The organism is Nonomuraea sp. NPDC004702 (assembly GCF_053601695.1).
The window spans coordinates 26,571-50,972 of record NZ_JBSGCE010000012.1; the positions used below are offsets into that span (position 1 = coordinate 26,571).

The following is a 24,402-nucleotide window of genomic DNA, read 5'->3' on the forward strand; positions in this document are numbered from 1 at the left end:
GCGGGTCAGCCGCGTAGTGCCTGTGCGTGCTCCTGGAGTGACCGCACGCCGACGTCGCCGCGGACGATCGCCTGGATCCCGGCCGCCGCCGCGGCCAGCCCCGCGACGGTGGTGATGCACGGGATGCCGCGCAGCACCGCCGCGGTGCGGATCTCGTAGCCGTCCAGGCGCGGCCCGGACTGACCGGGGCTGCCGAACGGCGTGTTGACGATCAGGTCCACCTCGCCGTCGAGAATCGCCTGCACGCTCGTAGGCTCACCTCCGGGCCCGGTCCCCTCGCTGTGCTTTCGCACGATCTTGGCATGGACACCGTTGCGGCGCAGCACCTCGGCCGTGCCCTCGGTGGCGAGGATCTCGAAGCCGAGGTCGGCCAGTGCCTTCACAGGGAAGATCATCGCACGCTTGTCCCTGTTGGCCACGGACACGAACGCGCGTCCCTTGGTCGGAAGTTCGCCGTAGGCCCCGGCCTGGGACTTGGCGAACGCCACGCCGAAGAACGCGTCGATGCCCATGACCTCGCCCGTGGAGCGCATCTCGGGCCCGAGCACGGTGTCGACGCCCCGGAAGCGGTTGAAGGGCAGCACGGCCTCCTTGACCGCGATGGACGCCTCCAGCGGCAGCGTGCCGCCGTCGCCGGTGGCCGGCAGCATGCCCTCCGCGCGCAGCGAGGCGATCGAGGAGCCGAGCATCACCCGGGCCGCCGCCTTGGCCAGCGGCGTGGCCGTCGCCTTGGACACGAACGGCACGGTACGGCTGGCCCGCGGGTTGGCCTCCAGGACGTACAGGACGCCGGCCGACATGGCGTACTGGACGTTCAGGAGCCCGCGCACGCCCACCCCGGCGGCGATGGCCTCGGTGGCGGCGCGGATGCGCTTGACGTCGTGGCTGCCGAGCGTGAGCGGCGGCAGGGCGCAGGCCGAGTCGCCGGAGTGGATGCCGGCCTCCTCGATGTGCTCCATGACGCCGCCGAGGAACAGCTCCTGGCCGTCGTAGAGCGCGTCGACGTCGATCTCGATGGCCTCGTCGAGGAACTTGTCCACCAGGACCGGGTGGCCGCCCTCCTGGGCCGCCATGTACGTCGTCAGCGTCTCGTCGTCGTAGACGATGGCCATGCCGGCCCCGCCGAGCACGTACGAGGGCCGGACGAGCACCGGGTAGCCGATCTCCCCGGCGATCTCCAGCGCCTCGGGCACCGTCAGCGCGGTGCCGTGCTTGGGCGCGGGCAGCCCGGCCTCGGCCAGCACCCGCCCGAACGCGCCGCGCTCCTCGGCCAGGTGGATCGACTCGGGCGAGGTGCCGACCACGGGCACGCCCGCGTCCTTGAGCGCCTGCGCCAGGCCGAGCGGCGTCTGGCCGCCGAGCTGCACGATCACGCCCACGACCGGGCCGGTCTGCTGCTCGGCGTGCACGACCTCCAGCACGTCCTCCAGCGTGAGCGGCTCGAAGTAGAGCCGGTCGGAGGTGTCGTAGTCGGTCGAGACGGTCTCGGGGTTGCAGTTGACCATGACGGTCTCGAACCCGGCCCGCGACAGCTCGAAGGAGGCGTGCACACACGCGTAGTCGAACTCGATGCCCTGCCCGATGCGGTTGGGCCCGGAGCCGAGGATGATGACCTTCTCCCGCTCGCCGGAGGGGACCTCGGTCTCCTCGTCGTAGGTGGAGTACAGGTACGGCGTCCTGGCGGCGAACTCGGCGGCGCAGGTGTCGACGGTGTTGTAGACCGGCCGCACGCCGAGCGCGTGGCGCAGGCCGCGCACGTGGGCCTCCTCCACGCCGCGGATCTCGGCGATCTGCGCGTCGGAGAAGCCGTGGTGCTTGGCGCGGGTCAGCGCGGCGGCGGTGAGCTCGGGCGCGGCGGCGATCTCCTGGGCCTCCTCCTCCAGCAGGAGGAGCTGGTCGAGGAACCAGGGGTCGACGCTGGTGGCCTCGAACAGCTCGGCTGCGGTCGCGCCCGCGCGCACGGCCTGCTGCATCGTGCGCAGCCGCCCGTCGTGCGGGGTGCGGCAGGCCGCCAGCAGCTCGTCCTTGTCCTGGACGGGCCCCGCCCAGGTGAAGGCGGAGTCCTTCTTCTCCAGCGAGCGCAGCGCCTTCTGCAGCGCCTCGGTGAAGGAGCGGCCGATGGCCATGGCCTCGCCGACGGACTTCATGTGCGTGGTCAGCGTGCGGTCGGCCCCGCGGAACTTCTCGAAGGCGAAGCGCGGCACCTTGACCACGATGTAGTCGAGGGTCGGCTCGAAGGAGGCCGGGGTCTCCTTGGTGATGTCGTTGGGGATCTCGTCGAGGGTGTAGCCGATGGCCAGCTTGGCGGCGATCTTGGCGATCGGGAAGCCGGTGGCCTTGGAGGCCAGGGCGCTCGAGCGGGAGACGCGCGGGTTCATCTCGATGACGATCATGCGCCCGGTGCGCGGGTCGACGGCGAACTGGATGTTGCAGCCGCCGGTGTCCACGCCGACCTCGCGGATGACCGCGATGGCCACGTCGCGCATGTTCTGGTACTCGCGGTCGGTCAGGGTCAGCGCGGGCGCGACGGTGACGCTGTCGCCGGTGTGCACGCCCATCGGGTCGATGTTCTCGATGGAGCACACGATGACGACGTTGTCCGCCTTGTCGCGCATGACCTCCAGCTCGTACTCCTTCCAGCCGAGGATGGACTCCTCCAGGAGCACCTCGGTGGTCGGCGAGGCGTCGAGGCCGGCGCCGGCGATGCGGCGCAGGTCGTCCTCGCCGTAGGCGAAGCCGGAGCCGACGCCGCCCATGGTGAAGCTGGGCCGTACGACCAGCGGGTAGCCCAGCTCGCCGGCGGCGGCCAGGCAGTCCTCCATGGTGTGGCAGATGACCGACTTGGCGGACTCGGCGTTCAGCCCGTGCTCGCGGGCGACCTTGGCGACGATCTCCTTGAACTTCTCGCGGTTCTCGCCCGCCTGGATCGCGTCGAAGTCGGCGCCGATCAGCTCGACCTCGTACTTCTCCAGCACGCCCGACTCGTGCAGGGCGACCGCGGTGTTCAGCGCGGTCTGGCCGCCCAGGGTGGGCAGCAGCGCGTCGGGGCGCTCCTTGGCGATGATCTTCTCGACGTACTCGGGGGTGATCGGCTCGACGTACGTGGCGTCGGCGAACTCGGGGTCCGTCATGATCGTGGCCGGGTTGCTGTTGACCAGGATGACGCGGAAGCCCTCGGCCCGCAGCACGCGGCAGGCCTGCGTGCCCGAGTAGTCGAACTCGCACGCCTGGCCGATCACGATCGGGCCGGAGCCGATCACCAGGACCGACCGGATGTCCTCACGCTTGGGCACGGCTCATGACCTCACAGAACTCGTCGAAGAGATAAGCGGCGTCGTGCGGCCCCGCGGCGGCCTCGGGGTGGTACTGGACGCTGAAGGCGCGCCCGTCGAGCAGGCGCAGGCCCTCCACGCACCGGTCGTTGAGGTTGACGTGGCTGACCTCGGCCGGGCCGTAGGGCGTCTCGAACGGCTCGCCGATCGGCGCCTCGACGGCGAACCCGTGGTTGTGGGCCGAGATCTCGACCTTGCCGGTGCGCACGTCCTGGACCGGCTGGTTGACGCCGCGGTGGCCGTAGCGCAGCTTGTACGTGGACAGCCCGAGCGCCCGGCCGAACAGCTGGTTGCCGAAGCAGATGCCGAAGAACGGCACCCTGGCCTCAAGGACGCTGCGCAGCGCCGACACGTCGGCGGTGGCGGGGTCGCCGGGGCCGTTGGAGAAGAACACGCCGTCGGGCTCGACCGCCATGATCTGCTCGTACGTGGCCGTGGCGGGCAGCACGTGCACCTCGCAGCCGCGCTCGGCCATGCGGTGCGGGGTCATGCCCTTGATGCCGAGGTCGACGGCGGCGACCGTGAAGCGCCTCCCGCCCACGGCGGGCACGACGTAGGGCTCGGCCGTGGCCACCTCGGCGGCCAGGTCGGCGCCCTCCATCGCGGGCGCGCGCCGCACCCGCTCGACGAGCTCCTCGACCGTCGCGGAGGGGGCCGAGAAGATGCCGGCCCGCATCGCGCCGCGCTCGCGCAGGTGGCGGGTCAGGGCGCGGGTGCCGGTGATGGCGATGCCGACGACGCCCTGCTGCTTGAGGTAGTCGTCGAGCGAGCGGTCGGCCCGCCAGTTGGAGACGATCCTGGACGGCTCGCGCACGACGTACCCGGCGACCCAGACGCGGCCCGACTCGGGGTCTTCGTCGTTGACGCCGGTGTTGCCGATGTGCGGGGCCGTCATGGCGACGATCTGCCGGTGGTAGGAGGGGTCGGTGAGGGTCTCCTGGTAGCCGGTCATGCCGGTGTTGAAGACCATCTCGCCGAACGTCTCGCCTTCGGCGCCGTAAGGAGTTCCGTGGAAGACGCGGCCGTCTTCCAGGACGAGCACCGCGGTGTTCAAACCAGCTTCCCTTCGAGAACGGTCGGCGTGCCGCGCAGGAACGTGGCGACCACCCGGCCGGGCAACGTCATCCCCTCGTACGGGGTGTTCCTGCTCTTGGAGGCGTAGGCGGAGGGGTCCACCTCGATGCGGGCCGACGGGTCGTACAGCGTGATGTTGGCCGGCGCGCCCGGCTCCAGCGGACGGCCGTGGCCGGACAGGCGGCCGATGCGGGCCGGGGTGATCGACATGCGCTCGGCGACCCCGGCCCAGTCGAGCAGCCCGGTCTCGACCATGGCCTCCTGGACGACGCTCAGCGCGGTCTCCAGGCCGATCATGCCCATGGCCGCGGCCGGCCACTCGGTCTCCTTGTCCTCGACCGGGTGCGGGGCGTGGTCGGTGGCGACGACGTCGATCGTGCCGTCGGCCAGCGCGGCGCGCAGCGCCTGGACGTCGGCGTGCGTGCGCAGCGGCGGGTTGACCTTGTAGATCGGGTTGTAGGCGCCGACCGGGGACTCCTCGACGAGGTCGTCGGTGAGGAGCAGGTGGTGAGGGGTGACCTCGGCGGTGATGTTCCAGCCCTTGGACTTGGCCCAGCGGATGATCTCGACCGAGCCGGCGGTGGAGACGTGGCAGACGTGCAGGCGGGAGCCGACGTGCGCGGCCAGCAGGCAGTCGCGGGCGATGATCGCCTCCTCGGCCACGGCCGGCCAGCCGGTCAGGCCGAGCCTGCCGGAGACGACGCCCTCGTTCATCTGGGCGCCCTCGGTGAGCCTGGGCTCCTGGGCGTGCTGGGCGACGACGCCGTCGAACGCCTTGACGTACTCCAGGGCGCGGCGCATCAGCACGGCGTCGCTGACGCACTTGCCGTCGTCGGAGAAGACCCGGACCCGGGCCGCCGAGTCGGCCATCGCGCCGAGCTCGGCGAGCTGCCTGCCCTCCAGGCCGACGGTCACCGCGCCGACCGGCTGCACGTCGCAGTGGCCGAACTCGCGGCCGAGCCGCCACACCTGCTCGACCACGCCGGCGGTGTCGGCGACGGGCGAGGTGTTGGCCATGGCGTGCACGGCGGTGTAGCCGCCGCGGGCCGCGGACCGGGTGCCGGTCTGGACGGTCTCGGCGTCCTCGCGGCCGGGCTCGCGCAGGTGGGTGTGCAGGTCGACCAGGCCGGGCAGCGCGATCGCGCCGCCGCCGTCGACGGTCTCGCCGCCGGGACCGGCGTCGAGGCCGGCGCCGATCTCGGCGATGCGCCCGTCGGCGATCCGCAGGTCCACCGGCTCCCCGCCGAGGATCCTGACGTTTCTGATGATCACTGGATCTCTCCCCCGAGCAGCAGGTACAGGACGGCCATGCGGATGGTCACGCCGTTGGCGACCTGCTCCACGATGGTGGAGCGCGGTGAGTCGGCCACCTCGGCGGCGATCTCCATGCCCCGGTTCATCGGCCCGGGGTGCATGACGATGGCCTCGTCCGGCATCTTGGCGAAGCGGTCGCGGTCGAGGCCGTAGCGGCGGGAGTACTCGCGCTCGCTGGGGAAGTAGGCGGCGTTCATCCGCTCCTTCTGCACCCGCAGCATCATGACCGCGTCGGACTTGGGCAGCACGGCGTCGAAGTCGTAGGACACCTCGCACGGCCAGGTGCCGACCGAGACGGGCAGCAGCGTGGGCGGCGCGACGAGGGTGACCTCGGCCCCGAGCGTGTTGAGCAGCAGCACGTTGGAGCGGGCGACCCGGCTGTGCAGCACGTCGCCCACGATGGTGACCCGGCGGCCGTCGAGCCCGCCGAGGCGGCGGCGCATCGAGAAGGCGTCGAGCAGCGCCTGCGTGGGGTGCTCGTGGGTGCCGTCGCCGGCGTTGACGACGCTGCCGCGCACCCAGCCGGCCAGCCGGTGCGGCGCGCCGGAGGAGCCGTGGCGGATGACGACGGCGTCGGCGCCCATGGCCTCCAGGGTGAGCGCGGTGTCCTTGAGCGACTCGCCCTTGGAGACGCTCGACCCCTTGGCCGAGAAGTTGATGACGTCGGCCGAGAGCCGCTTGGCCGCCGCCTCGAAGGAGATCCTGGTGCGGGTGGAGTCCTCGAAGAACAGGTTGACCACCGTGCGGCCGCGCAGCGTGGGCAGCTTCTTGATGGATCGTTCCGAGACCCTGGCCAGCTCCTCGGCGGTGTCGAGGATGAGCAGCGCGTCGTCCTTGGTCAGGTCGCCCGCCGAGATGAGGTGCCGGTTCACCTGTCGTCCTCCTTCATGAGCAGGACGGCGTCGCGGCCGTCGATCTCGGAGAGGTAGACCTTGACCTTCTCGCTCTTGGCGGTGGGCAGGTTCTTGCCCACGTAGTCGGCCCGGATGGGCAGCTCGCGATGGCCGCGGTCGACCAGCGTGGCGAGCTGCACGGCGGTCGGGCGGCCGAGGTCGTTGAGCGCGTCGAGCGCGGCGCGGACGGTGCGGCCGGAGTAGAGCACGTCGTCGACGAGGACGACCACCTTGCCGTCGATGCCGTCGGGCGGCAGCTCGGTGCGCCCGAGCGGGCGGACGGGGCCGCGGCGCAGGTCGTCGCGGTACATGGTGATGTCGATCGAGCCGACGGGGATCTTGAGCCCTTCGAACTGCTCGACGCGGTCGCCGAGCCGGCGGGCGAGCGTGGCGCCGCGGGTGGGGATGCCGAGGAGGACTACGTCACCGGCGCCCTTGGTGCGTTCGAGGATCTCGTGCGCGATTCGGGTCAGCGCCCGGTGGATGTCCGGGCCTTCGAGCACGGCCCTGGAATCGGACATGGAGGGATCTCACCACCTTTCCCGCCTCACGGGACGGGTCTTAAAAGGGTGTTGGTCGGGACACACAGTACCAGGGGCTACCTGGTACAACGTGAGCGCCCCGCCCTGCCGTCCGGCTGTGGCGGGCGTCCTGACCGGCCGTTCGGCCCGGCCGGCCCGGTGAATTTGGCAATTACCGACATACAGGTATAAAACCTGCTCTAAGTCTTCTCGGGGGAGGTTTCACATGGCGCTGTCGGCACGCGAGCAGTCGGTGCTCAAGGCCATCGCCCGGCAGGTCAGGGACGAGGACCCCGAGCTGTTCGCGGCCATGTCCCGGCACGGCGCTCCGGCGTCGCTGGCCTGGCCGCTGGCGCTGATGGCGCTGTGCCTGGCGGTGTTCGCCGTCGTGCTGCTGGTGACGGGTTCACCCGACCCCCTGCCGCACGCCGTGATCAGGTAAAACCCCCGCAACTCCCCGTGTCGGCGTCCTTCGCGTAGGGCACGTCCCCGAGGGCCGTACGCGCTCGGCGGCGGCTCTTCCTGGGGACTGGCGCGGGGGGCACGCATGGGGGAACCACGTCCGCCCTCCGACGGCGTGACCACGGCCGCTCGCGGGAGGCGCCCGGCGGTAGCCGGCGGCCTCGGCCTCGGCGCGGCCGTCGCGCTGGTCATGGGGAACGTCGTGGGCACCGGCATCTTCCTGCTGCCCGCCTCGCTGGCCGCGTTCGGCACGGTGAGCCTGGTCTCCATGGTCCTGGTCACCGCGGGCGCCATCGCCATGGCGATCGTCTTCGGCCGCCTGGGCGGGCGCATCCCGGCGGCGGGCGGCCCCTACGCCTACGCGCGCGAGGCGTTCGGGGAGTTCGCCGGGTTCTGGATCGCCTGGTCGTTCTGGCTGACCGCGTGGATCGGCAACGCGGCCATCGCCGTGGCGTGGGTGGGCTACGTCCAGTACCTGGCCCACGGGCTGTTCGGGCTCAACTGGGGCAGCACGTTCAGCGCGATCCTCATCGGCCTGACCGGGCTGTGGATCCCGGCCGTGGTGAATTTGGCCGGCGTGCGCAACGCGGCCGCCTTCCAGGTGGTCACCACGGTCCTGAAGTTCACCCCGCTGCTGTTCGTGGCGATCGTGGGCCTGTTCTTCGTGCACAAGGACAACTACCCGGCGTTCAACGCCAGCGGCGGCGGCTGGGTCTCGGCCGTCTCCCTGGCTGGAGCGGTCACGCTGTTCATCTACTCGGGCGTGGAGAGCGCCGCCATCGCGGCCGACCGGGTCAAGGACCCGGTCCGCACCATCGGCCGGGCCAGCGTCATCGGCGTGCTGGCCTGCGCCGTCATGTACATCCTGAGCACGGTCGCCGTGATGGGCACCGTGCCGCAGGAGGAGCTCGTCGGGTCCACCGCGCCCTTCGCCGCGGCGCTGGACCACATGTTCGGCGGCACCGGCGGCGGGCTGCTCATGGCGGCCTGCGCCGTCGTCTCCGGCATCGGCGCGCTCAACGGGTGGACCCTGCTGGTCGCCGAGATGCCGCTGGCCGCCGCCAAGGACGGCCTGTTCCCGCCCGCCTTCTCCGTGGTCTCCCGGCGCGGCGCGCCCCTGACGGGCATCCTGGCCGGGACCGTCCTGACCTCGCTCATGCTGCTGGTGGGCTACGCCTCCGCCAACGCCTTCGACACGATCGTGCTGCTGGCCTCCTTCACCACGGTCATCCCCTACTTCTTCTCGGCCGCCGCGCAACTGTTCTGGCTGGTCACCCGGGAGCGGCGGATCGAGCGCGGGCGGCTGGCCCGCGACCTGGCCGTCGCGGTGCTCGCGCTGCTGTTCTCGTTCTGGATGGCGTACGGCTCGGGGCCCCCCGCCGTGCTCGGCGGGACGCTGATGCTGTTGGTCGGCGTGCCCGTCTACATCTGGCTGAAGGCCAGGCACGGCGAGTACGGCCCGCGTGATGTCCGGCGCGCTGAGGGGATATCTGAAAAATGACCTTTCATGTCGATTCAGAGGTCGGCCGACTGCGCCAGGTCCTGCTGCACAAGCCGGAGCTGGCCCTCAAGCGGCTGACCCCCAGCAACAAGGACGCCTTCCTGTTCGACGACGTGCTGTGGGTGCAGCGCGCGGTGGAGGAGCACGAGGAGTTCGAGCGGGTGCTGCGCGGACGCGGCATCGTCGTCCACATGCTGGCCGACCTCCTGCGCGACGTGGTCGACATCCCCGAGGCCCGCAAGCACATCCTGGACGCGGTCATCGACGAACGCTGGCTCGGCCCGACCGCCATCGACGACATCCGCAACACCCTCGACGGCATGGACGCCGGCACCCTCCAGATGCACCTGACCGGCGGCATCACCAAGCGCGAGCTGGTCGCGATGGGCTGCGACCCCAAGTCGGTGGCCTTCCACACCACCGCCGAGGACGACTTCGTCCTGCCGCCGCTGCCCAACCACCTGTTCACCCGCGACACCTCCTGCTGGATCTACGACGGCGTGTCGATCAACGCGATGCGCAAGAAGGCCCGCATGCGCGAGACGGTCAACCTGGAGGCCGTCTACCGGTTCCACCCGATGTTCGCCGCCGGCTTCGACCGGCCCTACGAGGGCGGCTTCCATTGCTGGCTGCCCGGTCACGCGATGGCCCCGGCGACCCTGGAGGGCGGCGACGTGCTGGTCATCGGGCGCGGCGCGGTGCTGGTCGGGATGAGCGAGCGCACCCAGCCGCAGGCGGTCGAGATGCTGGCCCAGCGGCTGTTCGCGGCCGGGTCCGCGACCCGGATCGTGGCGCTGGACATGCCGAAGGCGCGCGCGTTCATGCATCTCGACACGGTCATGACCATGCTGGACGTCGGGGTGTTCACCAAGTACGCCGGGCTCGGGATGCTGCCGGCGTACACCATCGAGCCGGGCGAGACCTCCAAGGAGCTGAGGGTCACCGACCACCCGCCCCAGGACATGCACAAGGCCATCGCCCGCGCCCTCGACATGGACGACATCACCGTCCTGACCCCCCACCAGGACGTGTACGCCGCCGAACGCGAGCAGTGGGACGACGGCTGCAACGGCCTGGCCGTCGAGCCCGGCGTCGTCATCGCCTACGAGCGCAACACCACCACGAACAACCACCTGCGCGACAACGGCATCGAGGTCATCACCATCCGGGGCAGCGAGCTCGGCAGAGGGCGCGGCGGCCCGCGGTGCATGAGCTGCCCGCTGGAGCGCGACGGCATCTAGCGGACGTCCGGCCGGCACCCGGACGGCCACAGGGAAGGGGCGACATGGCGTTCAACCTGCGCAACCGCAGTTTCCTCAAGGAACTGGACTTCACCCCGGAGGAGTTCGGCTTCCTGCTGCACCTGTCGGCGGAGCTGAAGGCCGCCAAGTACGCCGGGATCGAACGGCAGCGGCTCAAGGGCAAGAACATCGCGCTCATCTTCGAGAAGACCTCCACCCGCACCCGCTGCGCGTTCGAGGTGGCCGCCCACGACCAGGGGGCGCACGTCACCTACCTCGACCCGGCCGGCTCGCACATCGGGCACAAGGAGTCGGTCAGGGACACCGCGCGGGTGCTGGGCCGCATGTTCGACGGCATCGAGTACCGGGGCAGCAGGCAGTCCTACGTCGAGGACCTGGCGGCGCTGTCCGGCGTGCCGGTGTGGAACGGGCTGACCGACGAGTGGCACCCCACGCAGATGCTGGCCGACATGCTCACCGTCCAGGAGCACAGCGACAAGCCGCTGCGCGAGGTGTCCCTGGCCTACCTGGGCGACGCGCGCAACAACACCGGCCACTCGCTGCTGGTCACCGGCGCGCTGCTCGGCCTGGACATCCGCCTGGTCACCCCGGCCGCGCTGCGGCCCGACCGGGACCTCGCGGTGCGGCCCGCCGAGGAGCTGGCCAGGTCCACCGGCGCCCGGATCACCATCACCGAGGACGTGGCCGAGGGCGTCAGGGGCGCCGACTTCCTCTACACCGACGTGTGGGTCTCGATGGGCGAGCCGAAGGAGGTGTGGGACGAGCGGATCGAGCTGCTGCTGCCGTACCAGGTGAACGACGACGTCGTCCGGGCCACCGGCAATCCGGACGTCAAGTTCATGCACTGCCTGCCCGCCTTCCACAACCGGGAGACCGGCGTCGGCGCCGACATCCACGCCAGGACCGGCCTGGCGGCCCTGGAGGTGACCGACGAGGTCTTCGAGTCGCCGCGCTCCATCGTCTTCGACGAGGCCGAGAACCGGCTGCACACCATCAAAGCGATCATGGTCGCAACCCTGGGGGACTGAATGCGGGTCATCGTCGCACTCGGCGGCAACGCGGTGCTCAAGCGCGGCCAGAAGCCGGACGCCGACGTGCAGAGGGACAACATCGCCACCGCCGTCAGGACGCTGGCACAGCTGGCCGGCGAGCACGAGCTGGTCATCACCCACGGGAACGGCCCCCAGGTCGGCATGCTGGCGCTGGAGAGCGCCGCGGACCCGAACCTGAGCCGGCCCTACCCCTTCGACACGCTCGGCGCGCAGACGCAGGGCATGCTCGGCTACTGGATGCAGCAGGCGCTGCAGAACGCCCTGCCCGGCCGGCAGGTGCTCGCCATGGTCACCCAGACCCTGGTCAGCGCCGTCGACCCGGCCTTCGACGACCCCACCAAGTTCGTCGGCCAGATCTACGAGGAGGACGAGGCCCGCAAGCTGGCCGCCGAGTACGGCTGGACGGTCAAGCCCGACGGCGACCACTGGCGGCGCGTCGTCCCCTCCCCCACGCCGCAGCGCATCGTGGAGACCCGGCTGATCCGCAAGATGGTCCGCGAGGGCGTCGTGGTGGTCTGCGCGGGCGGCGGCGGCATCCCGGTCGTGCGGGACGCGCGCGGCCGGCTGGCGGGCGTCGAGGCCGTCATCGACAAGGACCTGACCGCCTCGATGCTGGCCGAGGCGCTGGAGTGCGACGCCTTCCTCATCCTGACCGACGTCCCGCGGGTGTACCGAGACTTCGGCGCCCCCGGCCAGAGCGAGATCGCCTGCACCACCCCGCACGAGCTGCGCGGCCTGCGCTTCCCGGCCGGGTCGATGGGACCCAAGGTCGAGGCGGTGTGCCGGTTCGTCGAGACGACCGGCGACATGGCCGCCATCGGCAGGCTGGACGAGGCGAAGGACATACTCGCCGGTTCCGCGGGCACGATTGTCACGCCCAACGGGATGTGGCCGTTGACCAGCACCCTCTAGGAGACCGACCCGCTAGGAGACCGACGTGACACTGGCCGCACGGCTGCTGCGCACCAAGCCGACCGAGCGCATCGTGGCCGAGGGCGGGCAGGGCGAGGGCGGCGAGCTGCGGCGCACGATGACGTTGTGGCAGCTGACGCTGTTCAGCGTGGGCGCCACGCTGGGCACCGGCATCTTCGTCATCCTCGGCCAGGCGGTGCCCAAGGCGGGGCCGGCGGTGGTGCTGGCGTTCGTGCTGGCGGCCGTCACGGCGTTGTTCTCGGCCCTGTCGTACGCCGAGCTGGCCGGGACGATCCCGGTGTCCGGGTCGTCCTACTCCTACGCGTACGCGACGCTGGGCGAGCTGGTGGCCTGGGTGTGCGGCTGGTGCCTCATGCTGGAGTACGCGGTGTCCGTCGCGGCCGTGGCCGTGGGCTGGGGCGAGTACCTCAACGCGTTCCTGCGCAGCCTGTTCGGCTGGACGCTGCCGGAGGCGATCACCCGCTCCCCCGGCCAGGACGGCGGCGTGGTCAACGTCACCGCGATCCTCATCGTGCTCCTGGCCACCTGGCTGCTGCTCTACGGGGCCTCGGAGTCGGCCAAGGCCAACGCGGTGTTCGTGCTGATCAAGATCGCGGTGCTGGTGTTCTTCTGCGCGGTGGCGTTCACGGCGTTCCAGTCCGGGAACTTCACCCCGTTCGCGCCGCTCGGGGTGGCCGGGATCACGGCGGCCGCCTCGCAGGTGTTCTTCTCCTACATCGGCTTCGACGCCGCCTCCACGGCCGGCGAGGAGGCCAGGAACCCCAAGCGCGACCTGCCGCTGGCCATCCTGCTGTCCCTGCTCATCGTCACCGCCGTGTACGTCCTGGTCGCCGTGGCCGCCATCGGGGCCAAGCCGTGGACCGAGTTCGACCCGGAGAGCACCGAGGCGAGCCTGTCGCAGATCGTCGACCAGGCCACCGGCGCCACCTGGCCGGGCGTGATCGTCTCCTTCGGCGCGGTGATCGCCATCGCCAGCGTCGTGCTCACGGTCATCTACGGCCAGACCCGCATCCTGTTCGCGATGTCCCGCGACGGGCTCATCCCCCGGATCTTCCAGCGGGTGAACCCGCGCCACCAGGTGCCGGTCGCCAACACGCTGATCGTGGCCCTGTTCATCTCGGTCCTGGCCGGGCTGGTGCCGCTCGGCCAGCTCGCCGAGGCCACCAGCATCGGCACGCTGTTCGCCTTCCTCATCGTCAACGTCGGCGTGCTGGTCCTGCGCTACCGCAGCCCGGAGCTGCCGCGCAGCTTCCGCACGCCGCTCTTCCCCCTCACCCCGGCGCTCGGCGCGATCTTCTGCGTCATCGTGATGGCCGGGCTGGCCGGCGTCACCTGGGCCGCCTTCGGCCTGTGGATGCTGGTCGGCCTGATCTGCTATTTCCTGTACGGCTACGGGCATTCACGGCTGAATGCCGAGGTGCGGTGACATGAAGTTCGACAAGGTGCTGGCCGGGTACATCGCCGAGCCGCGCGGCGGGGACGGGCTCGCGCTGGCCGTCGTGCTGACCCGGCAGACCGGGGGCAGCCTGACGGTCGCGACCGTCCAGCCGCCCGTGACGACCACGCCGGGCCCCGCCCGTGCCGACGAGGGCGCCTGGCGCTCCTACCTGCGCGAGCAGGCCGAGACCGCGCTGGCGCGGGCCCGTGAGCTGGCCGGCGACCAGGCCGAGTACGTGCGCCACACCAACAAGGGCAGCGGGCGCGGCCTGGTTGAGGTGGCCCGCAGGCGCGGCGCCGACGTCGTGGTCATCGGCTCGGCGCCCGGCGGCACCCGGTCCCGCATCACCGTCGGCAGCACCGCCGACCAGCTCCTGCACTCCTCGCCGGTGCCCGTGCTGCTGGCCCCGCGCGGCTACGGCGACGACCCGCCGGCCGCGTTCGAGCGCATCACCGTCGCCTACCGCCGCGGGCCCGGCGCCGACGCCGCCGTCCGGGGCGCGGCCAAGGCCGCGGTCACCCTGGACATCCCGCTGCGGCTGGTCACCCTGGTGGTCAGGACCGGCCGCCGCGTCCAGGTCGAGGAGGACATGCTCGTACGGCTGCGCGACCAGGCCGCCGCGGACCTGCGCGCGGCCGCGCGGGGGCAGCGGCGCAGGCTTCAGGTCGAGGTGGAGCTCCTGGAGGGCCGGAACGTGGCACAGGCGCTCGGCACGACCACGTGGCTGCCGGGAGAGCTGCTGGTGTGCGCCTCCAGCGACGCCGGGCCGCTGCGCCGGGTCTTCCTGGGCGACACGTCCATCAAGATCGTCCAGGCCGCGACCTGCCCGGTCATGATTCTGACCCGCGAGACCTGACGCTCGATTTCACTCGTCAAACTATGACGAAGTAGTGTTGCCACCGGTACAAGAGGGGCGTTTGTTGCGTTCCCTCCCGGACCGGATTCGGCATCTTTTTTCCAATCAGCTTGACCTTAGGCTCCCACCCCTTTACCGTCACTGTGCGTAACCACACCGCGCGGCGTTCTGGGGTAAACCCAGGGCCACGGCTACCGATGGTGCCGAGCCTGGCACCGTACCCCCCGGTGGCTGGGGCATATGCCGCAAGGGAGCACAATCTACTAAGAGCGATACATACGAGAGCCGGGGGGCCACACGATGCCGTCTGAGTACGCAAAGTCGCTGGGTGCACGACTCCGCGCCATCCGCACCCAGCAGGGGCTGTCCCTGCATGGAGTCGAAGAGAAGTCGCGCGGCAGGTGGAAAGCCGTGGTCGTGGGCTCTTACGAGCGTGGCGACCGAGCTGTCACCGTGCAGAAGCTTGCCGAGCTTGCCGACTTCTACGGGGTGCCCGTCTCCGAGCTGCTGCCCGGAGGCGCCGCGCCGAGCCCGCTCGGGCCCACTCCCAAGCTTGTGATCGACCTGGAGCGCCTGGCGACACTGCCGAAGGAGAAGGCCGGAGCGCTTGCCCGTTACGCCGCCACCATTCAGAGCCAGCGTGGCGACTACAACGGCAAGGTCCTGTCGATCCGCCAGGAGGACCTGCGTTCGTTGGCTGTGATCTATGACAAGTCGCCCAGCGAGTTGACCGAGGAGCTCATCAGCTGGGGCGTGCTCGACGCCGAGGCGCGCCGGGCCGTCGAGTCCTTCTAGAACCCACCGCTTCACCCCCGAAGGGCCCGCCAATTCCCCTGGCGGGCCCTCCGTCGTACCGCCCCGAAAATGAACTTTCAATTATTCGGCGAACGCGACAAAGGGCCCGAATCCCCAAAAACGGATTCCTGCGGCCTGACCGCGCCCCCGAGAGGCCAGGCGCGAAGCGAGGTCTACCAGAGGGAGAAGCGGGACCACCAAGGCCCGACGTAGCGAAGACCCGGCCGTCCTGGCGAAGAGCCGGCGAAGCCACACCCCTCGAAACAGGCCCCACAGGCGTCGCGGCCCGTCCTCCCCGGCCCCTTTTGGGCACGCGTGTCAGCAACAGCCGCCTTGCTCACGTTCATCGGCTTTGTTGGACCCCGCCACCCGCGCTCTTCCGCGCGGCGGCGTCGCCTGGAGAGCCGGGCGGCGGGGTCAGCCCGCCAGCGGCACGTCCACCGGGAGCTGGGGCTGGGCGGGGACGCCGAGCAGGTCTTCCACCGCCGAGACGAACGTCTCGGCCTCGGCCAGGATCTCGCCGGCGTCGGCCGCGCTGATGCCGCGGACCACGCCCGCCTCCGCGGCCGCGCGCTTGGCGGCGCTCACGGAGAAGTAGGCGGCCCACTCGGCGAGGTGCGGCTCGGCCTCGGGCAGCAGCTCCCACGCGCTGCGCAGACGGCGCCTGCGGCCCTCCATGGGACGGGGACGGGCGGCCAGGATCGCCGCAGCCGCACGAAGAGCCGCCAGGTGGGCGGCCACATATCGGGATGCCGGGGTGCGAGCGGCGGTCGCCTCCGCCAGGCAGGAACGTGAATCGGTCAAGTGTGCCCGAACCGCAGGCGACAGCCGGGGCCCGGGCGTTTCTCTAGGCCGTGGTGCCATCTTGCGCGCCTCCTTGGAGTCGTGGGCGGCGGCCGGCGTCTCCGCCGGTGAGGCCAACACTCTCAGACGCCACCGACATTTCCGCCGGGCCGGCCGGACGAGGAGCTTCCCCTCTCCCCGTCCGGCCAGGACACGCCCACTCGTCTCCGCCGACGACGAGGACGCGCCCTTCGCCCGTGGAGCCTGGCCACGGGAATCGCTTGGGGAAGCGAACGACCGCGGCCAGGCCCTTGGGTGACGTTGAGCCGCGAGCCTCACCGCCACTAGGTCGAACATAATTTCGATCACGCTCGGTGTCAACCTGTTCCACGAACACAGGTTCGATGACCATGGCGCGAAATGATCGATCCGTCCCGCGACATCCCTCCGTTCGGGCACGGGGATCGCCACCCGCGAGGGCGCCGGAAGCGCACGAAGCCGCCGCCACCGGGGGCGGTGGCGGCGGCGGGACGGTCAGACCGGACGAGACGGCGGCTCAGGACACGGAGATGGCCCCCGACGGGCACAGGGACACCGCGCGCCGCACGGCCTCCTCCTGCCCTTCCTCGGGCACCTCGCGCAGCAGCACCACCGTGCCCTCGTCCTCACTCTGGTCGAACACCTCCGGCACCGTCAGGGCGCACATGCCCGCCCCGATGCACACCGTCGTATCCGCTGTGATCTTCATCGTGACCTACCAAGTGACAGGGAGGCGGTGCACTCCGTAGATGCTCATGTCCGAACGCATCGGCACCTCCTCAGGCGTTACGGCCAAGCGTAGGCCAGGCAGCCGCCGCAGCAGCGCCGGGTACGCGATGCGCATCTCGGCCCTGGCGAGCTGCTGCCCGAGGCACTGGTGGATGCCGTGGCCGAAGGTCAGGTGCCCGCTGACCGGCCGGTGGACGTCGAGGCGGTCGGCGTCCTGGAAGCGGGAGGGGTCGCGGTTCACGGTGGGCAGGTGGAAGGCGACCGACTCGCCCGCCCTGACCTGGTGGCCCTCGATCTCGACGTCCTCCAGGGCGCTGCGCACCGGACCGAGGTGGATGATCGTGAGGTAGCGCAGCAGCTCCTCCACGCCGTTGTCCACCACCGAGGGGTCGTCGCGCATGGCGGCGAGCTGGTCGGGGTTGGTGAGCAGCGCGTACGTGCCCAGCCCCAGCATGTTGGCGGTCGTCTCGTGCCCGGCCAGCAGGAGCAGGAACGCGACCCCGGTCAGCTCCTCGTGGTTCAGCTCCCCGACGAGCCCGCTGAGCAGGTCGTCGGCCGGCTCGGCCCGCTTGCGGCCGATCAGCTCCGACAGGTACGCCCCGATCCTGGCGAACGCGGCCAGGGCGTCGTCGGCCTTGGTCTCCAGGTTGACCAGGATCTTGGTCTCCTCCTGGAACACCGCACGGTCCTCGTACGGCACCCCGAGCAGCTCGCAGATCACCAGCGACGGGATCGGCAGCGCGAAGGACTGCACCAGGTCGGCGGGCGGCCCGGCGGCCTGCATGGCGTCGAGGCAGGAGTGGGTGATCTCCTCGATCCTGGGTTCCAGCGCCTTCATCCGCCGGACGGTGAACTGTCCCATGAGCAGCTTGCGGTAGCGCGTGTGCTCGGGCGCGTCCATGCGCAGGAAGAACCCGGGCGGCAGCTGCTGCTGGAGCTGCACCCGGGTGGGCACGACGGGGTGCAGCCGCTCCGGACGGTTGCTGAAGCGGGGGTCGGCCAGGATCGCGCGGGCGGCCGAGTAGCCGGTGACCAGCCAGCCGAGGTGGCCGTCGGCGAAGGTCAGGCGGTGCATGGCGCCCTGTTGTCGCAGGGCCGTGGCTTCCTCGGGCGGATCGAACGGCCCCCGGCGGGTGATGGGAAAGGTCAGGTCGGACATGCTGGCTCCTTTCCGAGCTCACTCCCTAGAAAACCTCAATCGATGCAAAACTTCAATGCATGAAATTCGTATATCGGTGTAGAGTTCCGTCATGATAGGACTGCGGGAGCGCAAGAAGCAGCGCACGCGCCGGGCGCTGATCGAGGGCGCGCTCCGGCTGTTCGGCGAGAAGGGCTACGAGGAGACCACGCTGGCGGAGATCGCCGCCGCCGCCGAGGTCTCCACGCGCACCTTCTTCAGCTACTTCGCCAGCAAGGAGGACGTGCTCTTCTACGACTCCGAGCACCAGATCGAGCGCGCGCTGGCGTTCCTGTCCGCGCCCGCTCCCGGCCAGACGCCCGCCGACCTGCTGCGCGCCTTCATCGAGGACGCGCTCTCGACGTCGGACGACGGCCAGGCCACCTGGTCGGAGCAGACGGCGCTGCGCCTGGAGCTCATCATGCGCGAGCCGCCCCTCCAGGCGCGGGCGCTGCACCTGCTGTTCGACAGCCAGCTCCGGCTGGCGGACGCGCTGTCGGCGGCCTATCCCGGCCGGCTCGACCGGGTCGAGGCGGCGGCCGCCGTGGGGTCGCTGATCGGCGCGGTGAAGCTGGCCGTGATGACCACGCTCAACGACGGCCTCCCGGTGGAGCAGGCCCGCGACGCCGCCCGCCGGGCCGCCGACATCGCCCTCCACGGCCTCCCCCGCTGACCACCCTGCCCGCGCGGCCGCGGGTGGCGGGTGACAGCGCGTGTCTGACAGGCTGTCCGCGCGGGCGGCGGACAGCGGACGAACCGGCCGGACGGGCACGGCCGTGTGAGGGGGATCGGTGCGAGGACGGACGGGCACTCTCATCCTGCTGCTGTCGGGGCCGGTCCTGGCGGCGGCGTACGCGGCCGTCAACTACGCGGCCCTGCGCACAGCGTCGGCGGCGCGGGGCCCCGACCCGGCGGACCCGATGACCTCCGGCGGCCTGACGTCGCTGGGCTCGGACCTGTGGTGGATCGTCAGGGGCATCGCGCTGGTGGCGGGCGTCGCGGCCGCGGGGATCGCCGTGGTGGGCCTGCTGCTGCGTCGCGCGGCCCGGGGTCGCGGCGCGCTGCTGGTGTTGTCGGGCGTGCTCATCCTGCCGTACACGCTCGGGCTCGCGGCGGCCGTCTACAACCCCGTGCCGCGGCTGGCCGGATTCTACGACCATCAAACCTTCGCCGACGCGCTCCCGCCGTACCAGTGGTTCTCGGCCCTGCTCCTGCTGGCGGCGGCCCTGGCCCAGGCCGTCGGCATGGTCCGCGCGTACACCGCGGCCCGGACGGCGTCACCGCGCTGACCCGCCGGGGCAGCGGTCGCTGACCCAGGTGGTCCAGCCCTGGCGGGTGCCGCCCGCGCCGGTCGCGGCCCACCCCGCGGGCGCCGGCCCCGAGCCGGGCGGGACGACGGCGGTGCAGACGCCGGCCGGCGGCGTGCCGTCGTAGAGCTCGGCCTCGGTCCAGGAGACGCGGTAGGCCAGGACGGCCCGGATGCTCCACACCACCCTCCGGTCCACGGCCACCCGTCCTGGGCCCGTGAGCACGGGCAGCCAGTCGGGCCCGGCGGCGGGCGCGGACTTCGGCGCCAGGTCGGCGGCGAAGACCAGGTTGACCGCCGCCAGCACGGCCAGGACCGCCGGCCACCCCCGGCGGGCGGTCAGCAGCGCCGCTGCCACCAGGCCCGCCAGCAGGACGAGCGCCGCGAGGGAGGTGGCGACCAGGTCGAAGGAGTCCCGCACCTGGCTGAGGAAGATCACCTCGGGGAAGTCGAAGGCGATGAACGCGTACCGCTGGAGCCGGTCCCCGGCGTACCGGACCACCACGCCGCCGGTCGCCGCGAGCAGCCCGGCCGCCGCGAGCGCGTGCCGCACGACGGCCCCGCGGCCGGCCCTGGCCAGCACGAGCAGCCCGGCCAGGGTCCAGGCGAGCGCCACGCAGGCCAGGTAACGGCCGTAGGCGTAGTTGCCGATCCGGTGCTCGTCGGGGAGCGCGGCCGAGGAGGCGTAGGCGATGCCCAGGGTCGTGGCCAGCAGGACGGCCGCGAGCACGCGCCGCGGACCCGGCGCCGACCGCCTGGCCACGACGGCCACGGCGCCCGCGAGCCCGACCCCGGCCAGCCCCCAGGTCCCGGCGATCAGGTACCAGAGCTGCCCGGCCGCCCCCGCCAGCGCCCACGCCTGCCCGTCGAGCCCGCTCACCCGCTCGGCCAGGAGGCCGGACAGGTCACGCGCCCCGCCCGGGTACAGCGCCGCGGACAACACCCGGTTGAGCGCCGTCGCCGCTCCCCCCGCCACCACGGCGGCCACCAGCCCGGCCGCCGCGCCCCTGCGGCGCGTGATGGACAGCCCCGCCGTCGCCGTCCCGGCCGCCACGTTGCGGCGGCGCGCGAAGAACCTCCCCGCCAGGCCTCCGTGGCCCGCGATGAGCATCCCCGCCATCGCCAGCAGGGTCACCGCCAGGACGACGGTGCCGCGCAGGTGCACCGCCATCGCGTACCCCGCCAGGCCGCCCGCCAGCACCCCCGCCCTGACCGACCCCCTGGCCAGGAGGTCGTGCAGCGCGACCAGCCAGGCCAGGACGAGGGTGGGCAGGACCGCGTCGGCCAGCGCCAGCCCCGAGAACAGCAGCAGCGACGGCGACAACCCGCCCGCGAACGCCGCCGCCATCGCCGCCCGCGGCCCCGTCCCCAGCCGCCGCAGCAGCAGGTACGCCAGCGGGAACGCCCCCGCCGCCACCATCGACCCCACCGCCACGACCAGCCGGTAGGCCACCACCGGATCCTGCGTGAACCAGAACACCGGCGTCAGCAGCAGCGGGTAGCCGCCCTGGTAGAAGGTGAAGCCGGTCAGATCCGCCCCGGGCCCGCCGGCCAGCCACCGGGCGGCGATCAGGTATCCGGTCTCGTCCGGGTTGGCCACGGGCCCGGCGTGCTGCCGGAACAACCACAGCCGCAGCGCGACCTGCGCCACCCACCCGATCGCCAGCAACCACCACGAACGCGACCGGCTCCCGCGCCGCACGTACGGGGCAGGAGCCGGAACACGAGCTGCGAACGACGTCGTCATGGAATTCCCCCTCAAATCGGGGGAAGTCCAGCAAGAGGCGGATAACCCGGCCGTCACCGGATCCGGTTATGCGGACGTTACGCGCGCCTGAACGCGCCTCTCACATGCACCGGCACGCCCTTGCCGAGCAGGCCGGGCAGCACCTCGGCGACGTTCATCGGCATGCGCACGCAGCCGTGCGAGGCCGGGGAGAGCGGCACCGACAGCGCGCCGTGGAAGGCGATGCCGCCATTGAAGAAGATCGGGTTGTAGAGCTGCCCCAGGTAGGACTTGTGCCAGCCGCTCGCCCGCCACGTCGTGCGGAAGTCGCCGGTCGGCGTGCGGGCCGAGCCGCAGAAGCGCTGCTCCTTGCCCTGCCAGGTGGTCGTCTCGCAGTACGGGACGCCGCTGCCGGAGGAGACGTGGGTGATGAGCCGCACCTGGCCGTCGACGTACAGGACCATGATCTGCTTGGTCAGGTTGACCTCGGCGCGGGTCGGCTTCCCGTTGCCCACCAGCACCTTCGGGGTCTTCGGCTGCTCCAGCGCCTCCCACGTCCTGCGGGCGATCGTGCTGGTCGGCGTGATGCCGTTGACCTTCTGGAAGGCCCAGACGGCGGCGAGGGTGGTGCCGCCGTAACGGCCGTCGGCCTTGCCGGGCAGGTAGCCCAGAGCCGCCAGGCGCCGCTGCAGCCAGGTGACGGACGTGCCCTTCGCGCCCAGCTTCAGCGTCTTGCGCGGCGCCGTGACGGGCGCGGTGACGGTCGCGGTGACGGGCGCCTTCGCCGGGCCTGCCTTGGCCCCCGCCGCGCCTGGCGTGCCGGACACGCCGGTGACGGTCGTCGCAGCTGACAAGTCCGCCTGCGCGCCGCAGCCCGTGAGTACGACGGCCCCAGCCGTCAGCAGAGCAGCCACTCCGGGCAGCCGTCGAGCCCCCACCGGTACCACCTCTCATATCACGAACTATCCGGATCGATGGACCCTACACCACCCACCATGAACAGGTAAGAAGCCGGTCAACCTGTTTAGAGTGTCCTCATGTCCGAGAAGTTGCCGGCGAACGCCGTCGTCGTGGAGGCCGCCCTGCGCGCGGCGGGCGCCACCGGAGAGATCGTCGTCCTGCCCGAGAAGGCCCCGACCGCGGCGACCGCGGCCGCCCAGCTCGGCTGCGAGGTGGGGGCGATCGCCAACAGCCTGATCTTCGACGCCGACGGCGCGCCCCTGCTGGTCCTGACCAGCGGCGCCCACCGGGTGGACGTCGAGCTCATCGCCCGTACGGCCGGCGTCGCCGAGGTGCGGCGGGCCACGCCGGAGTTCGTCAGGGCGGCGACCGGTCAGCCGATCGGCGGGGTGGCCCCGGTCGGCCATCCGGCCCCCGTCCGCACCCTGGTGGACAACTGGCTGAGCAAGCACGAGGTGGTGTGGGCGGCCGGCGGCCACCCGCTGACGGTGTTCCCGACGACGTTCGAGGAGTTGGTGGCGATCACCGGAGGCACTCCGGTCGACGTCGAGTAATGTGCGACGAGTGATCGAGTTTCGCGGGGCGGGCCCGGCCGAGTTCACCGAACGCCTGGACACGGTGATCGACATCTACACGGCGGCGATGAACCCGCCCCCCGAGCAGATCGCCGGCCGCAAGACCATCATGCGTAACCACGGCACATATCCCCATTTCCAGTGCTATTTCGCAGAGTTGCGTGACCCGACCGGTGTGGCGCGCCCCCGGATCGTCGGCTTCGCGTACGGCTTCCGCGGCGCGACCGGCCAGTGGTGGCACGACGTGGTGAGCAGGGCGCTGGCCGACGAGGCGGGCGAGGAGGCGGCGCACGCCTGGATGGGCCACGCGTTCGAGCTGGCCGAGATCCACGTGCACCCCGACCATCAGGGCAAGGGCATCGGCCGGGCCATGATCCGGACTCTGTGCGCCGGCCGCGCCGAGCGCTCGGCCGTGTTGTCCACGCACGACCGCCCCACGGCCGCCCGCCACCTCTACGCCAGCATGGGCTTCGCCGACCTGCTGACCCGCTTCGTCTTCCCCGGCGGCCACGAGGAGTACGCGATCGTCGGCCGCCCACTCCCCCTCGACTGAGGACGTCGCACATCACCGCAGGTAAAGCCCGTACTCGCAGGGTTTGCCAGGTCATGCCCAAGGGCATCTTCATGACAGAAAGTGACGGACACGTTACCGACTGGATACCACCCCCTGCCCGTCACCCGCCCGGTCCCCCTGCGGGCGGGTGACGGGCATCCGCTCCGGGTGGGGTCGGGACGGCGGGTCAGGCGGTGGCGGCGACCGGCGTCAGGCGCTGGAACACCTCGCGCGAGGCGCTGGACCGGTTGAATGTGATGAAGTGGATGCCGGGCGCGCCCTCGTCGAGCAGCCGCTGGCACAGCTCCGCGCCGTGCTCGATGCCGAGCGCCCGCACCGCGGCCGGATCGTCGGCGACCGCCTCGAAGCGGGCCGCCACCTCGGCCGGGAACGGCGCCCCCGACAGCTGCTCCGACCGCGCGATGGTGCTCATCTGCGTGACCGGCATGATGCACGGGATGATCGGCGTGTCACAGCCCTGGGCCGCCACCCGGTCGCGCAGCCGCAGGTAGTCGTCGGCCTGGAAGAACATCTGGGTGATCGCGTAGTCGGCCCCCGCGCGGCACTTGCGCACGAAGTACTCGGTGTCGGACTCGATCGACGGCGAGCGCGGATGCTTGTACGGGAACGCCGCCACCCCCACGCAGAACTCGCCCGCCTGCCGGATGAGCCGCACCAGCTCCTCGGCGTAGAGCACGCCCTCGGGATGCCGCACCCACTCGGCGGTCGGGTCGCCGGGCGGGTCGCCGCGCACGGCCAGGATGTTGCGCACCCCCGCGTCGGCGAAGCGGCCGACCAGGTGGCGCAGCTCGCGCAGCGAGTGGTTGACCGCCGTGAAGTGCGCCACAGGGGTGAGCGTGGTGTCGTGGGCCAGGCGCTCGACGATGTCGACCGTGCGGTCGCGGGTCGAGCCGCCGGCCCCGTAGGTCACCGACACGAACGTGGGGCGCAGGGACTCCAGCTCCCTGATCGCCTTCCACAGCTGCCGCTCGCCCTCGTCGGTCTTCGGCGGGAAGAACTCGAAGGAGAACGACCGGCCACCGGTGGCGAGCAGCTCGCGGACGGTGGGGACACGATCGGGCAGGATGGAGGGTCGACCAAGCGCCATGTCCCAAGCGTAC

The 24,402-nt window shown here is 71.4% G+C and carries 23 protein-coding genes; 12 read left to right on the top strand and 11 right to left on the bottom strand.

Going from position 1 to position 24,402, the window contains the following annotated elements; all coding sequences use genetic code 11:
* Positions 1 to 5: 5 nt before the first annotated feature.
* From carB to pyrR, 5 genes are read right to left on the bottom strand one after another with little or no spacing between them, the layout of a single operon-like run.
* Positions 6 to 3,293 (bottom strand): carbamoyl-phosphate synthase large subunit, encoded by a 3,288-nt coding sequence (gene carB, locus ACWEJ6_RS17240; protein ID WP_352322597.1) that lies wholly within the window; start codon positions 3,291 to 3,293, stop codon positions 6 to 8.
* Positions 3,280 to 4,386 (bottom strand): glutamine-hydrolyzing carbamoyl-phosphate synthase small subunit, encoded by a 1,107-nt coding sequence (gene carA, locus ACWEJ6_RS17245; RefSeq protein WP_452424579.1) that lies wholly within the window; start codon positions 4,384 to 4,386, stop codon positions 3,280 to 3,282. The genes carB and carA overlap by 14 nt, the downstream gene beginning before the upstream one ends.
* Positions 4,383 to 5,678: a dihydroorotase gene (locus tag ACWEJ6_RS17250; protein WP_452424581.1), complete on the bottom strand. Its 1,296-nt coding sequence runs from the start codon at positions 5,676 to 5,678 to the stop codon at positions 4,383 to 4,385. The genes carA and ACWEJ6_RS17250 overlap by 4 nt, the downstream gene beginning before the upstream one ends.
* A complete protein-coding gene (locus tag ACWEJ6_RS17255; protein WP_352353188.1) occupies positions 5,675 to 6,592 on the bottom strand; it encodes an aspartate carbamoyltransferase catalytic subunit in 918 nt (305 codons plus the stop codon). Before ACWEJ6_RS17255 ends, ACWEJ6_RS17250 begins: the two co-directional genes overlap by 4 nt.
* A complete protein-coding gene (pyrR, locus tag ACWEJ6_RS17260) occupies positions 6,589 to 7,134 on the bottom strand; it encodes a bifunctional pyr operon transcriptional regulator/uracil phosphoribosyltransferase PyrR (RefSeq protein ID WP_352322601.1) in 546 nt (181 codons plus the stop codon). The genes ACWEJ6_RS17255 and pyrR overlap by 4 nt, the downstream gene beginning before the upstream one ends.
* Positions 7,135 to 7,360: 226 nt before the next feature.
* Here pyrR and ACWEJ6_RS17265 point away from each other — a divergent pair, with 226 nt between their 5' ends.
* The 8 genes from ACWEJ6_RS17265 (at position 7,361) to bldD (ending at position 15,433) form a co-directional block, all read left to right on the top strand.
* Positions 7,361 to 7,576: a DUF3040 domain-containing protein gene (locus ACWEJ6_RS17265; RefSeq protein ID WP_387666315.1), complete on the top strand. Its 216-nt coding sequence runs from the start codon at positions 7,361 to 7,363 to the stop codon at positions 7,574 to 7,576.
* Positions 7,577 to 7,681: 105 nt separating this feature from the next.
* Positions 7,682 to 9,097 (top strand): amino acid permease, encoded by a 1,416-nt coding sequence (locus ACWEJ6_RS17270; protein ID WP_452424584.1) that lies wholly within the window; start codon positions 7,682 to 7,684, stop codon positions 9,095 to 9,097.
* Positions 9,094 to 10,338 (top strand): arginine deiminase, encoded by a 1,245-nt coding sequence (locus ACWEJ6_RS17275; RefSeq protein ID WP_358294015.1) that lies wholly within the window; start codon positions 9,094 to 9,096, stop codon positions 10,336 to 10,338. Before ACWEJ6_RS17270 ends, ACWEJ6_RS17275 begins: the two co-directional genes overlap by 4 nt.
* A 44-nt stretch (positions 10,339 to 10,382) precedes the next feature.
* Entirely contained in the window at positions 10,383 to 11,387 is a 1,005-nt protein-coding gene (argF, locus tag ACWEJ6_RS17280) for an ornithine carbamoyltransferase (RefSeq protein WP_452424586.1), read from the top strand.
* Positions 11,388 to 12,323, top strand: a complete 936-nt coding sequence (arcC, locus tag ACWEJ6_RS17285; RefSeq protein ID WP_352353193.1) for a carbamate kinase — start codon at positions 11,388 to 11,390, stop codon at positions 12,321 to 12,323.
* 25 nt (positions 12,324 to 12,348) lie between these two features.
* Complete coding sequence (locus ACWEJ6_RS17290; RefSeq protein WP_387666306.1) at positions 12,349 to 13,770, top strand: amino acid permease; 1,422 nt, start codon at positions 12,349 to 12,351, stop codon at positions 13,768 to 13,770.
* A 1-nt stretch (position 13,771) separates the two neighbouring features.
* Positions 13,772 to 14,638 carry a universal stress protein gene (locus ACWEJ6_RS17295; RefSeq protein WP_358294021.1) on the top strand — a complete coding sequence of 289 codons (867 nt, stop codon included), beginning with the start codon at positions 13,772 to 13,774 and terminating at the stop codon, positions 14,636 to 14,638.
* A 300-nt stretch (positions 14,639 to 14,938) separates the two neighbouring features.
* The gene (bldD, locus tag ACWEJ6_RS17300; protein ID WP_026214021.1) at positions 14,939 to 15,433 is read left to right on the top strand and encodes a transcriptional regulator BldD; all 495 of its coding nucleotides are present in this window, start codon (positions 14,939 to 14,941) and stop codon (positions 15,431 to 15,433) included.
* 417 nt (positions 15,434 to 15,850) lie between these two features.
* Here the strand turns inward: bldD and ACWEJ6_RS17305 are convergent, their stop codons facing one another.
* The 3 genes from ACWEJ6_RS17305 to ACWEJ6_RS17315 form a co-directional block, all read right to left on the bottom strand.
* The gene (locus ACWEJ6_RS17305; RefSeq protein WP_452424589.1) at positions 15,851 to 16,237 is read right to left on the bottom strand and encodes an SAV_6107 family HEPN domain-containing protein; all 387 of its coding nucleotides are present in this window, start codon (positions 16,235 to 16,237) and stop codon (positions 15,851 to 15,853) included.
* A gap of 535 nt (positions 16,238 to 16,772) precedes the next feature.
* A complete protein-coding gene (locus ACWEJ6_RS17310) occupies positions 16,773 to 16,964 on the bottom strand; it encodes a ferredoxin (protein WP_357705325.1) in 192 nt (63 codons plus the stop codon).
* A 6-nt stretch (positions 16,965 to 16,970) separates the two neighbouring features.
* Positions 16,971 to 18,143 (bottom strand): cytochrome P450, encoded by a 1,173-nt coding sequence (locus ACWEJ6_RS17315; protein ID WP_452424592.1) that lies wholly within the window; start codon positions 18,141 to 18,143, stop codon positions 16,971 to 16,973.
* A gap of 91 nt (positions 18,144 to 18,234) precedes the next feature.
* Here ACWEJ6_RS17315 and ACWEJ6_RS17320 point away from each other — a divergent pair, with 91 nt between their 5' ends.
* Positions 18,235 to 18,834 (top strand): TetR/AcrR family transcriptional regulator, encoded by a 600-nt coding sequence (locus ACWEJ6_RS17320; RefSeq protein WP_452424594.1) that lies wholly within the window; start codon positions 18,235 to 18,237, stop codon positions 18,832 to 18,834.
* A 118-nt stretch (positions 18,835 to 18,952) separates the two neighbouring features.
* Positions 18,953 to 19,450 (top strand): hypothetical protein, encoded by a 498-nt coding sequence (locus ACWEJ6_RS17325; protein ID WP_452424596.1) that lies wholly within the window; start codon positions 18,953 to 18,955, stop codon positions 19,448 to 19,450.
* Here the strand turns inward: ACWEJ6_RS17325 and ACWEJ6_RS17330 are convergent.
* Both ACWEJ6_RS17330 and ACWEJ6_RS17335 read right to left on the bottom strand, forming a co-directional pair.
* Entirely contained in the window at positions 19,439 to 21,214 is a 1,776-nt protein-coding gene (locus ACWEJ6_RS17330; protein ID WP_452424598.1) for a hypothetical protein, read from the bottom strand. The two genes, ACWEJ6_RS17325 and ACWEJ6_RS17330, sit on opposite strands and share 12 nt — an antisense overlap.
* A 77-nt stretch (positions 21,215 to 21,291) precedes the next feature.
* Positions 21,292 to 22,020 (bottom strand): L,D-transpeptidase family protein, encoded by a 729-nt coding sequence (locus tag ACWEJ6_RS17335; RefSeq protein WP_452424600.1) that lies wholly within the window; start codon positions 22,018 to 22,020, stop codon positions 21,292 to 21,294.
* A gap of 210 nt (positions 22,021 to 22,230) precedes the next feature.
* Here ACWEJ6_RS17335 and ACWEJ6_RS17340 point away from each other — a divergent pair, with 210 nt between their 5' ends.
* Both ACWEJ6_RS17340 and ACWEJ6_RS17345 read left to right on the top strand, forming a co-directional pair.
* Positions 22,231 to 22,707 carry a YbaK/EbsC family protein gene (locus ACWEJ6_RS17340; protein ID WP_387666287.1) on the top strand — a complete coding sequence of 159 codons (477 nt, stop codon included), beginning with the start codon at positions 22,231 to 22,233 and terminating at the stop codon, positions 22,705 to 22,707.
* A 10-nt stretch (positions 22,708 to 22,717) separates the two neighbouring features.
* The gene (locus ACWEJ6_RS17345; RefSeq protein WP_364331584.1) at positions 22,718 to 23,281 is read left to right on the top strand and encodes a GNAT family N-acetyltransferase; all 564 of its coding nucleotides are present in this window, start codon (positions 22,718 to 22,720) and stop codon (positions 23,279 to 23,281) included.
* A 187-nt stretch (positions 23,282 to 23,468) separates the two neighbouring features.
* On the opposite strand, the gene metF is transcribed toward ACWEJ6_RS17345, so the two are convergent.
* Positions 23,469 to 24,389 (bottom strand): methylenetetrahydrofolate reductase [NAD(P)H], encoded by a 921-nt coding sequence (gene metF, locus ACWEJ6_RS17350; RefSeq protein ID WP_357967900.1) that lies wholly within the window; start codon positions 24,387 to 24,389, stop codon positions 23,469 to 23,471.
* Positions 24,390 to 24,402 lie beyond the last annotated feature (13 nt).

Coding starts and splice junctions, on each gene's coding strand:
- ACWEJ6_RS17275 (WP_358294015.1), top strand. CDS start 9,094: ATGACCTTTCATGTCGATTCAGAGGTCGGCCGACTGCGCCAGGTCCTG.
- ACWEJ6_RS17315 (WP_452424592.1), bottom strand. CDS start 18,143: ATGTCCGACCTGACCTTTCCCATCACCCGCCGGGGGCCGTTCGATCCG.
- ACWEJ6_RS17265 (WP_387666315.1), top strand. CDS start 7,361: ATGGCGCTGTCGGCACGCGAGCAGTCGGTGCTCAAGGCCATCGCCCGG.
- ACWEJ6_RS17310 (WP_357705325.1), bottom strand. CDS start 16,964: ATGAAGATCACAGCGGATACGACGGTGTGCATCGGGGCGGGCATGTGC.
- arcC (WP_352353193.1), top strand. CDS start 11,388: ATGCGGGTCATCGTCGCACTCGGCGGCAACGCGGTGCTCAAGCGCGGC.
- ACWEJ6_RS17340 (WP_387666287.1), top strand. CDS start 22,231: ATGTCCGAGAAGTTGCCGGCGAACGCCGTCGTCGTGGAGGCCGCCCTG.
- ACWEJ6_RS17320 (WP_452424594.1), top strand. CDS start 18,235: ATGATAGGACTGCGGGAGCGCAAGAAGCAGCGCACGCGCCGGGCGCTG.
- bldD (WP_026214021.1), top strand. CDS start 14,939: ATGCCGTCTGAGTACGCAAAGTCGCTGGGTGCACGACTCCGCGCCATC.
- ACWEJ6_RS17330 (WP_452424598.1), bottom strand. CDS start 21,214: ATGACGACGTCGTTCGCAGCTCGTGTTCCGGCTCCTGCCCCGTACGTG.
- ACWEJ6_RS17270 (WP_452424584.1), top strand. CDS start 7,682: ATGGGGGAACCACGTCCGCCCTCCGACGGCGTGACCACGGCCGCTCGC.
- argF (WP_452424586.1), top strand. CDS start 10,383: ATGGCGTTCAACCTGCGCAACCGCAGTTTCCTCAAGGAACTGGACTTC.
- pyrR (WP_352322601.1), bottom strand. CDS start 7,134: ATGTCCGATTCCAGGGCCGTGCTCGAAGGCCCGGACATCCACCGGGCG.
- ACWEJ6_RS17295 (WP_358294021.1), top strand. CDS start 13,772: ATGAAGTTCGACAAGGTGCTGGCCGGGTACATCGCCGAGCCGCGCGGC.
- metF (WP_357967900.1), bottom strand. CDS start 24,389: ATGGCGCTTGGTCGACCCTCCATCCTGCCCGATCGTGTCCCCACCGTC.